This is a genomic window from Apilactobacillus nanyangensis, assembly GCF_016861915.1.
Classification (GTDB): domain Bacteria; phylum Bacillota; class Bacilli; order Lactobacillales; family Lactobacillaceae; genus Apilactobacillus; species Apilactobacillus nanyangensis.
In genome coordinates this window covers 38,077-45,998 of record NZ_BOLX01000015.1, presented here as the reverse complement: position 1 = coordinate 45,998, position 7,922 = coordinate 38,077, and the positions used below count along the sequence as shown (strand labels likewise).

At 38.4% G+C, this 7,922-nt stretch carries 6 protein-coding genes and 15 tRNA genes; 20 read left to right on the top strand and 1 reads right to left on the bottom strand.

Annotated elements, in window-relative coordinates:
• Nucleotide 1: 1 nt before the first annotated feature.
• The 17 genes from JUD45_RS06080 (at nt 2) to JUD45_RS06000 (ending at nt 4,271) form a co-directional block, all read left to right on the top strand.
• Nucleotides 2-75, top strand: a tRNA-Pro gene (locus JUD45_RS06080).
• A gap of 34 nt (nt 76-109) precedes the next feature.
• Nucleotides 110-183: transfer RNA gene (locus JUD45_RS06075), tRNA-Met, on the top strand.
• A gap of 9 nt (nt 184-192) precedes the next feature.
• A tRNA-Ile gene (locus JUD45_RS06070) sits at nt 193-266 on the top strand.
• Between the two features lie 26 nt (nt 267-292).
• A tRNA-Ser gene (locus JUD45_RS06065) sits at nt 293-380 on the top strand.
• 9 nt (nt 381-389) lie between these two features.
• Nucleotides 390-463 (top strand) — tRNA-Met (locus JUD45_RS06060).
• A 4-nt stretch (nt 464-467) separates the two neighbouring features.
• Nucleotides 468-542: transfer RNA gene (locus JUD45_RS06055), tRNA-Asp, on the top strand.
• A gap of 7 nt (nt 543-549) precedes the next feature.
• Nucleotides 550-622, top strand: a tRNA-Phe gene (locus JUD45_RS06050).
• Nucleotides 623-654: 32 nt separating this feature from the next.
• Nucleotides 655-725 (top strand) — tRNA-Gly (locus tag JUD45_RS06045).
• A gap of 7 nt (nt 726-732) precedes the next feature.
• Nucleotides 733-807 (top strand) — tRNA-Ile (locus tag JUD45_RS06040).
• 2 nt (nt 808-809) lie between these two features.
• Nucleotides 810-897 (top strand) — tRNA-Ser (locus JUD45_RS06035).
• 13 nt (nt 898-910) lie between these two features.
• Nucleotides 911-983 (top strand) — tRNA-Glu (locus tag JUD45_RS06030).
• 26 nt (nt 984-1,009) lie between these two features.
• Nucleotides 1,010-1,083 (top strand) — tRNA-Met (locus JUD45_RS06025).
• A 4-nt stretch (nt 1,084-1,087) separates the two neighbouring features.
• Nucleotides 1,088-1,162: transfer RNA gene (locus tag JUD45_RS06020), tRNA-Asp, on the top strand.
• A gap of 55 nt (nt 1,163-1,217) precedes the next feature.
• Nucleotides 1,218-1,290: transfer RNA gene (locus JUD45_RS06015), tRNA-Glu, on the top strand.
• Nucleotides 1,291-1,298: 8 nt separating this feature from the next.
• Nucleotides 1,299-1,386, top strand: a tRNA-Ser gene (locus JUD45_RS06010).
• 111 nt (nt 1,387-1,497) lie between these two features.
• Nucleotides 1,498-1,908, top strand: coding sequence for a CopY/TcrY family copper transport repressor (locus JUD45_RS06005; protein ID WP_187155815.1), 411 nt, complete (start codon nt 1,498-1,500; stop codon nt 1,906-1,908).
• Nucleotides 1,909-2,189: 281 nt separating this feature from the next.
• Nucleotides 2,190-4,271, top strand: coding sequence for a heavy metal translocating P-type ATPase (locus JUD45_RS06000; protein WP_438800473.1), 2,082 nt, complete (start codon nt 2,190-2,192; stop codon nt 4,269-4,271).
• A 39-nt stretch (nt 4,272-4,310) separates the two neighbouring features.
• Here the strand turns inward: JUD45_RS06000 and JUD45_RS05995 are convergent, their stop codons facing one another.
• Entirely contained in the window at nt 4,311-4,763 is a 453-nt protein-coding gene (locus JUD45_RS05995) for a hypothetical protein (protein WP_138726591.1), read from the bottom strand.
• A 92-nt stretch (nt 4,764-4,855) separates the two neighbouring features.
• Between JUD45_RS05995 and JUD45_RS05990 the strand changes: the two genes are divergently transcribed.
• The 3 genes from JUD45_RS05990 (at nt 4,856) to JUD45_RS05980 (ending at nt 7,889) form a co-directional block, all read left to right on the top strand.
• On the top strand, nt 4,856-5,617 hold the full coding sequence (locus JUD45_RS05990) for an MBL fold metallo-hydrolase (protein ID WP_138726592.1): 762 nt from the start codon (nt 4,856-4,858) through the stop codon (nt 5,615-5,617).
• A 66-nt stretch (nt 5,618-5,683) separates the two neighbouring features.
• Nucleotides 5,684-6,742 (top strand): adaptor protein MecA, encoded by a 1,059-nt coding sequence (locus tag JUD45_RS05985; RefSeq protein WP_203619848.1) that lies wholly within the window; start codon nt 5,684-5,686, stop codon nt 6,740-6,742.
• 64 nt (nt 6,743-6,806) lie between these two features.
• Nucleotides 6,807-7,889: a competence protein CoiA gene (locus tag JUD45_RS05980; RefSeq protein ID WP_187155817.1), complete on the top strand. Its 1,083-nt coding sequence runs from the start codon at nt 6,807-6,809 to the stop codon at nt 7,887-7,889.
• Nucleotides 7,890-7,922: the final 33 nt, after the last annotated feature.

Genomic DNA, 7,922 nt, shown 5'->3' with positions numbered 1-7,922 from the left:
TCGGGAAGTAGCTCAGCTTGGTAGAGCACCTGGTTTGGGACCAGGGGGTCGCAGGTTCGAATCCTGTCTTCCCGATAGAGTTAATTAACTCGTCATTTTAGTCACATATCGCGGTGTAGCTCAGCTGGCTAGAGCGTCCGGTTCATACCCGGGAGGTCGGGGGTTCGATCCCCTCTGCCGCGATTAGGTCTTGGACCTTTAGCTCAGTTGGTTAGAGCAGACGGCTCATAACCGTCCGGTCGTAGGTTCGAGTCCTACAAGGTCCATTGTGGACTTTGTTTCACATTCACATGGAGAATTACCCAAGTGGCTGAAGGGGGCGGTCTTGAAAACCGCTAGGTGGGTCAAACCACGCGAGAGTTCGAATCTCTCATTCTCCTTTATATTATCGCGGGATAGAGCAGTCTGGTAGCTCGTCGGGCTCATAACCCGGAGGTCGTTGGTTCAAATCCGGCTCCCGCAATTTTGGTTCGTTGGTCTAGTTGGTTTAGGACGCCTGCCTGTCACGCAGGAGGTCACGAGTTCGAGTCTCGTACGAACCGTTTATATGGCTCGGTAGCTCAGTTGGTAGAGCAACGGATTGAAGCTCCGTGTGTCGGCAGTTCGATTCTGTCCCGCGCCATTTAACTAAATATATGTTATACTTTATATTATGCGGGTATAGTTTAGTGGTAAAACCATAGCCTTCCAAGCTATTGTCGCGAGTTCGATTCTCGTTACCCGCTTTTATATGGGCCTATAGCTCAGTTGGTTTAGAGCGCACGCCTGATAAGCGTGAGGTCGGAGGTTCGAGTCCCCCTAGGCCCATTGGAGAAGTACTCAAGTGGCTGAAGAGGCGCCCCTGCTAAGGGTGTAGGTCGGGTTACCGGCGCGAGAGTTCGAATCTCTCCTTCTCCGTTAGTTTTTGACTGACCCGTTGGTCAAGTGGTTTAAGACACTGCCCTTTCACGGCAGTAACATGGGTTCGAATCCCGTACGGGTCATTAAAATATTTCTTTTATATAATTATCGCGGGATAGAGCAGTCTGGTAGCTCGTCGGGCTCATAACCCGGAGGTCGTTGGTTCAAATCCGGCTCCCGCAATCATGGTTCGTTGGTCTAGTCGGTTTAGGACGCCTGCCTGTCACGCAGGAGGTCACGAGTTCGAGTCTCGTACGAACCGTAAATAAGATCGTCCAATTTGGATAATCTTTTTTTATTGTCATAATATTTATTATGACCCGTTGGTCAAGTGGTTTAAGACACTGCCCTTTCACGGCAGTAACATGGGTTCGAATCCCGTACGGGTCATCATTTATGGAGAATTACCCAAGTGGCTGAAGGGGGCGGTCTTGAAAACCGCTAGGTGGGTCAAACCACGCGAGAGTTCGAATCTCTCATTCTCCTTAACGTAGAAAATGAAGGATTGCATTAAGTTGCAATCCTTTTTATTTGACTTCTTTTGTCTACAATTGTAGACTATAAAATGTTAAATAAATGAGTGGGGTGATACAGCTTTTGGAAAAGACTGATATTACGAAATCTGAATGGGAAGTAATGAGAATTGTTTGGACACTAGGGGAGACAACTAGTAGTCAATTGATTGATATCCTATCCAAGAAAAAGGATTGGAGTTCATCAACAATCAAAACATTATTATCTCGTTTATGTGATAAAGAATTTTTAGGGATAAAAAAGGATGGTAGAAAGAATATCTATTATTCTGCCATCAAGGAACAAGCAGCATATGATATGTCTGTTAAGAGAGTTTTTGAATCAATGTGTTGTATGCATTATGGTGAGACACTTCATGATGTTATTGAGAGCATTGAGTTAAGTAAAAGTGACATTGACTCGATTATCGATGTTTTAAAGAAAAAGAGAGATACGGCACCGGAAGAAGTTCATTGTAAGTGCTTGGAAGAATAATCTATATGGAGATGAGATAAATGTGCGAAAAAAAGCATGATATGAATGACGAAGAAAAAAACAATGAAGAAATGGCTTGCTGCAAGCACCATAATCACAGCAACCCAGATCATAAGTGCGATATGCATCATGATGACATGAAGATGGAGGGTCATTCCCATTCTGACCATGAAAACATGAGCTGTTGCAGCCATGGTGGGGAACATGACCACTCTCATGGAGACCATCATTGTGATATGCACCATATGAATCATGATATGGGTAACATGGACAACGAACATATGCACCATGATATGAATCACATGGATCACAGCCACATGGGCCACGATATGGGTCACATGAACATGAGTGGCATGGGCTGCGGAATGGACATGGGCCATGGTGGAATGGACCACGGTAGCATGGGTCACATGCATATGGGAAACCTAAAATTGAAGTTTTGGATTTCATTAATTTTAACTATTCCAATTATTATCATGTCACCAATGATGGGAATGAAGATGCCTTTCCAAGTAACGTTCCCTGGCTCTGACTTTGTTGTTTTAGTATTAGGAACCATCCTATTTATTTACGGTGGTTACCCATTCTTTACTTCATGTATCAGTGAAATGAAGAGTAAAAAGCCAGGTATGATGTCATTAATCACAATGGGAATTTCCGTTGCTTATGTATATAGTGTTTACGCAGTTATTGCTAATGACATTTTAAAGGTAACACCAATGGTAAATGATTTCTTCTGGGAATTATCAACATTGATTGTCATTATGTTGTTGGGTCACTGGATTGAAATGAACTCAGTAATGAACGCTGGTTCTGCTTTAAACAAGCTAGCGGAATTATTACCTGATAATGCTCATTTAGTTGAATCAGATGGTCAAACTAAAGATGTTTCAGTTCATGAATTATCAGAAGGACAAACCATCTTAATTAAATCAGGTGAAAAGGTTCCTGCTGATGGAACAATTGTTGATGGAAGCACTGCTTTAAACGAATCATTAATTACTGGTGAATCAAGGGATGTCCAAAAGAGTGTCGATGATTCAGTAATTGGTGGATCAATTAACGGTAGTGGAACTATTAAGGTTAAGATTACTGGTACTGGTGAAAGTGGTTACTTATCAAAAGTTATGAACATGGTAAGTGAAGCACAATCATCAAAATCAGAAGCAGAAGATTTAGCTAACAAGGTGGCTGGATACCTATTCTATGCCGCATTAGTAGTTGCTTTAATCGCGTTTGTAACTTGGAGCATTATTCATGGTGTTGCTTACGCAATTCCAATTACTGTCAGTGTATTAATCATTGCTTGCCCACACGCATTAGGTTTAGCTATTCCTTTAATCATTTCAAGAATGACTTCAATTTCAGCTACTCATGGATTGTTGATTAGAAACAAGACCGCTTTAGAAGGTATCAAACAAATTAGATACGCTTTAATGGATAAAACAGGTACTTTAACTCAAGGTGATTTTAAAGTTAATGCATATGATAGCCTAGATTCAAACATCGACAAGAAGGATGTAATTAAGATTGCTGCTGCAATCGAATCATCTTCAAGTCATCCACTTGCTCAAGGGATTGTTCAAGCGTTCAAGGATTTAAATGAAGAATCACTTCAAGCAGAAAACGTAGAAGAAATTGCCGGTTCAGGTATCAAGGGAACTGTTGATGGTAAGGAATACCAAGTTGTTTCTAGTTCATATCTAGACAAGAATGGTATTGATTACGATCAAAAGACTGCTGATAAGTATCTACAACAAGGTAACTCATTGAGCTATGTTGTCGAAGATGGTAAGGTAGTTGGATACATTGCTGAAGGTGATTCAATAAAGCCTGGTGCAAAGGACATGATTGATTTCTTAAACAGTCAAAACATTATCCCGGTTATGCTAACTGGTGACAATAAGCAAGCTGCTGACAAGGTAGCAAGCATTCTAGGAATTGAGGAAGTTAACGCTCAATTAGTTCCAGAAGATAAACAAAAACTAGTTACCAAGTACCAAGAAAAAGGTAAAGTTATGTTTATCGGGGATGGAGTTAACGATGCACCTAGTCTAACAAAGGCTGATTTAGGTGTTGCCATCGGTTCAGGTACTGACGTTGCTATCGAATCTGCAGACGTTGTCTTAGTAAACAGCGATCCAGCAGATGTGATTAACCTGGTTAAGCTAGCAAAACATGCTCGTACCAAGATGATTCAAAACCTATGGTGGGGTGCCGGATATAACATCATTGCATTACCACTTGCAGCCGGAGCACTTTCTTCTGTTGGTATCATTATTGGACCAATGTTAGGTGCCGTTATCATGTCACTAAGTACAGTGATTGTTGCAATTAATGCCATGACATTAAAAATTAAGTAAATAAAAAAAGCACTTTGATTAATTCAAAGTGCTTTTTTATTATGCTCGTTTATAGTTTAATGACATTTCGGCTAGGTTCAAAAAATCATTTCTCTTCTTCCAATTATTGAAATCAAAGTAGTTATGCCAAGTAGTCATTAAAACAGTTCGCTTACGGTTAACGGTTTCCTTTAGGATGACAAAAGAAATCATATTATCTAACTTAGAATCGTGATCCATTTTTTCAACACTGGCGTCGAATATTTTTTGATCATCTTCTGATAGATTGAAGTATGAATAGTTTACAAACTCAAATTTTTCGGTAAAGTTATGGTTCTTCAATACATCGAATGTAATTGGATTTTTAAAAATGTTTTGATTCCCGTTAAAATCAACGATTTGATACTGATCATCACCGTTTTTGAATAAACTTAGTTTCACGTCGGGATGTTGTTTTCTGATTTTGTTTAAAATTTGATTACTTCCAAATGTCATGCTGATTTGATTTTTCATTTTTACGCCTCCAAGATGATAAAAAAGATTTTACAAATCACACCTATATATTTACACTAAAGGTAAATAAAAACAAGTAGAAGGTATGCAAAATGAAGGTTACTGTATTAGGATATTATGGTGGTTATCCAGATAATGGAATCGCCACAAGCGGATATTTAATTCAAACTGAAAAATTCAATCTATTATTAGACTGTGGAAGTGGGGTGCTATTGGAACTAGAAAAGCACTTAAATCCATACAAGCTAGATGCAGTCTTATTATCTCACTACCACAGTGATCATATTGCCGACGTTGGTGTTTTACAACATTACTGGCAATTAGCACCTAACAAGCCAAAAGAAGGGCCTCTATCAATTTATGGTCATACTGAGGATGAAGAACACTTTAATGCTTTGAACTGGTTTGACGATACGGTTGCTAAGCCATACCACGAAGATGATGTCTTAACTTTAGGTGATTTAGAAATTACATTTAAGAAAACACAACATCCTGTCGTTACATTCGCAATTAAGATTAAAGATAAAGCAACCAACCAAGTATTAGTTTACACAGGGGATACTAGATACTTTGAAGGTTTGACAACATTTTGTGAAGGTGCCGATTTATTAATGACCGATACCAATTTCTATGAGGATAAGGAAGGCCAAAAGTGGCACATGACATCCGAAGAAACTGGTAAATTAGCATTAGATGCCAATGTTAACAATGTTTTAATCAGTCATTTACCACAATATGGTGATTTGGATGATTTAAAGAAACAAACTGAAATGGCAACAAATAATTCAGTAAACGTGATCTTACCCAAAACAGGGATGGTAATCGATTTAAAAGACGTTAAATCATTGAACTAACCGTTGTTAATAGGTTAAAATATAGGTATCAAATAACGAACGTGAGAAGAGGTGTCGATGATGAGAATGGAAAAAATTAATTCTGGAACAATCAAAGTAACAATCACTAATCAAGAATTAGATGAACGCGGAATTGATTTATTATCACTTTTAGGTGATGAAGATGGCATTGAATCTTTCTTATACTCAATCTTGGACGAAATCGATGTAGATGACGAATTCAAGAGTACCGGGGCGGTATCTTTCCAAGTATTGCCAAACAGTACGGGGTTAGACATGTTTATTAAGAATAAGAATGTTTTTGATAACCAAAACCAAATCAATAACAATGATGATGAACAAGTAGAAGATGATAACGTCGACGACGAAATTGAAGACGGCGAAAACGATAATGAAAATTATGATGATGCTGGTTCTGAAATGTTTACCGACACTGGTGAAGACAGAACTGACGAACAAAGAGCACAACTACCAAGTATGGGCCATTTTAAGGACTATACTGATACCAAGAGTTTGTACTCCTTGATTCGTGCCAAGGAAATGCTTGGGAAAATCCTAGATTTCAAGAGCGAAGATCATAATTGTGATGACAAGACAAAGGAATTCATTGATAACATTCAATTAAACCTTTCAACTATGATTGATGCGCTTGAAAGAAGCGATGATTACGCCCATTACAAGCTAATGATGATTGCGACAATCAACCAAGCTAGAAGTGAACGTCAAGACTTGGATTCAACAAGTAAACGTTTAAATAGCGACCCGTTCAAGGATATGGTTAAAAACGCTAAGCAACCAAGTTTAGGTCACTTTAATCCACAACTTGAAAAGTGGGAAATGATTCTAAAGGTTAGTGACTTCGACAACGTTGTTAAACTAGCTGATGCAATTCATGGCACAGAGGACGTTGATTCAACATTGTACAAGGTCGGTTCATTCTACGTGGTTCAATTGACTACTACTAGAACTGAAAATGAAGTTGACTTCAAGCACTTTACCAGTGCGGTGAGTGAAGCTGTTGAATATGGTAACCAAATCAATGCAGTGGACTTCAAACATTACAATGACAAAAAAGTAATCATGGATCATTCCGCAATGACCCAATTGAATAAATACTTTGGCTAATAAAAAGACTGGCAGATATGCCAGTCTTTTTTCGTATCTAATTTATTGGGTGATGAAAATGTTAATGGCATCTGATAAAGAAAAACTAGTTAGTGCATGTGCGGCTAAGGACAATCAAAAGTATTACTGCCCAATTTGTAAAGAAGAGTTAATCTTAAAACGAGGCAATATTAATGCGCCACATTTTGCACACTTTAAGAACAGTCAGTGTGTGATTGCGATGGAGGATGGAGAGAGTAATGAACATTTGATGGGAAAGGAACAACTCCTGAATTTTATTGATAAAAGAAATACACACGTGGAAAAGTATTTACCTGAAATCAATCAACGTCCTGATTTGTTGTATCAAAAATTAGCGTTTGAGTTTCAATGCAGCCCGATTTCACGGAAACGATTGAAAGAACGCATCTCGGGATACCATAAACTACATATGAAATCACTATGGATATTGGGGAGTAATTACAGAAAACGGTTTGGCAGTGATAGTGTGAATAAGTTTTATTACTACATCGATTCAATTGGCTTCACCATCTTTTTCTGGTTGGTAAATGAACGCAAAATTGAAGTGCGATATAACTGTCAGTATGTGTGTGGAAAACTGAGATACCAAAGAATTATGTTCACTCGATTGGATGAATTATTGAGGTTTATTCACAATCCAGGTACCATCGTTAAGTATCAAAGTAGTATGCACGGTGTGATTAGTCAGTTAACCAGGATTGAAAACCAAATTTTTTATCGAAATCAACAGATGCTAAAGTGGCAAAACGTTTGTTATAATCAGCACCATAATATCTCTGGAGCGCCAATTGTCTGTGATATTAAACAAGTGACCTGTCCAATCATGGGGAAGAACTTCTTGATATGGAAAATATTGATTATGACGAGTATCAAGGAACGCGTGAAATTAAGGGATGTGTTTGAGTTTGCCAATCAGATGGTCGGATTACAAACGAATTATCCACTTGTGCATAACGCCACTCAGTATATTAAAGATGAGTTCAAACTGTTGATAATGCAGTTGATAACTAATAGAAAAATTGAAATTAAGAATGGTAGAGTCCACATAATCGACGAAATTAAGTGGTTTGACGATTACTATGAAAAATTAAATGAGCTAAGTACGCAAAATAACACTATTTTTTGATAAGATGGAGATAGCATATTTCAAAAGGCGGTG

Excerpts from the sequence above, each read along its gene's own strand:
- JUD45_RS05995 (WP_138726591.1), bottom strand. The coding sequence starts at position 4,763 with ATGAAAAATCAAATCAGCATGACATTTGGAAGTAATCAAATTTTAAAC.
- JUD45_RS05990 (WP_138726592.1), top strand. The coding sequence starts at position 4,856 with ATGAAGGTTACTGTATTAGGATATTATGGTGGTTATCCAGATAATGGA.
- JUD45_RS05985 (WP_203619848.1), top strand. The coding sequence starts at position 5,684 with ATGGAAAAAATTAATTCTGGAACAATCAAAGTAACAATCACTAATCAA.
- JUD45_RS06000 (WP_438800473.1), top strand. The coding sequence starts at position 2,190 with ATGCACCATGATATGAATCACATGGATCACAGCCACATGGGCCACGAT.
- JUD45_RS05980 (WP_187155817.1), top strand. The coding sequence starts at position 6,807 with ATGGCATCTGATAAAGAAAAACTAGTTAGTGCATGTGCGGCTAAGGAC.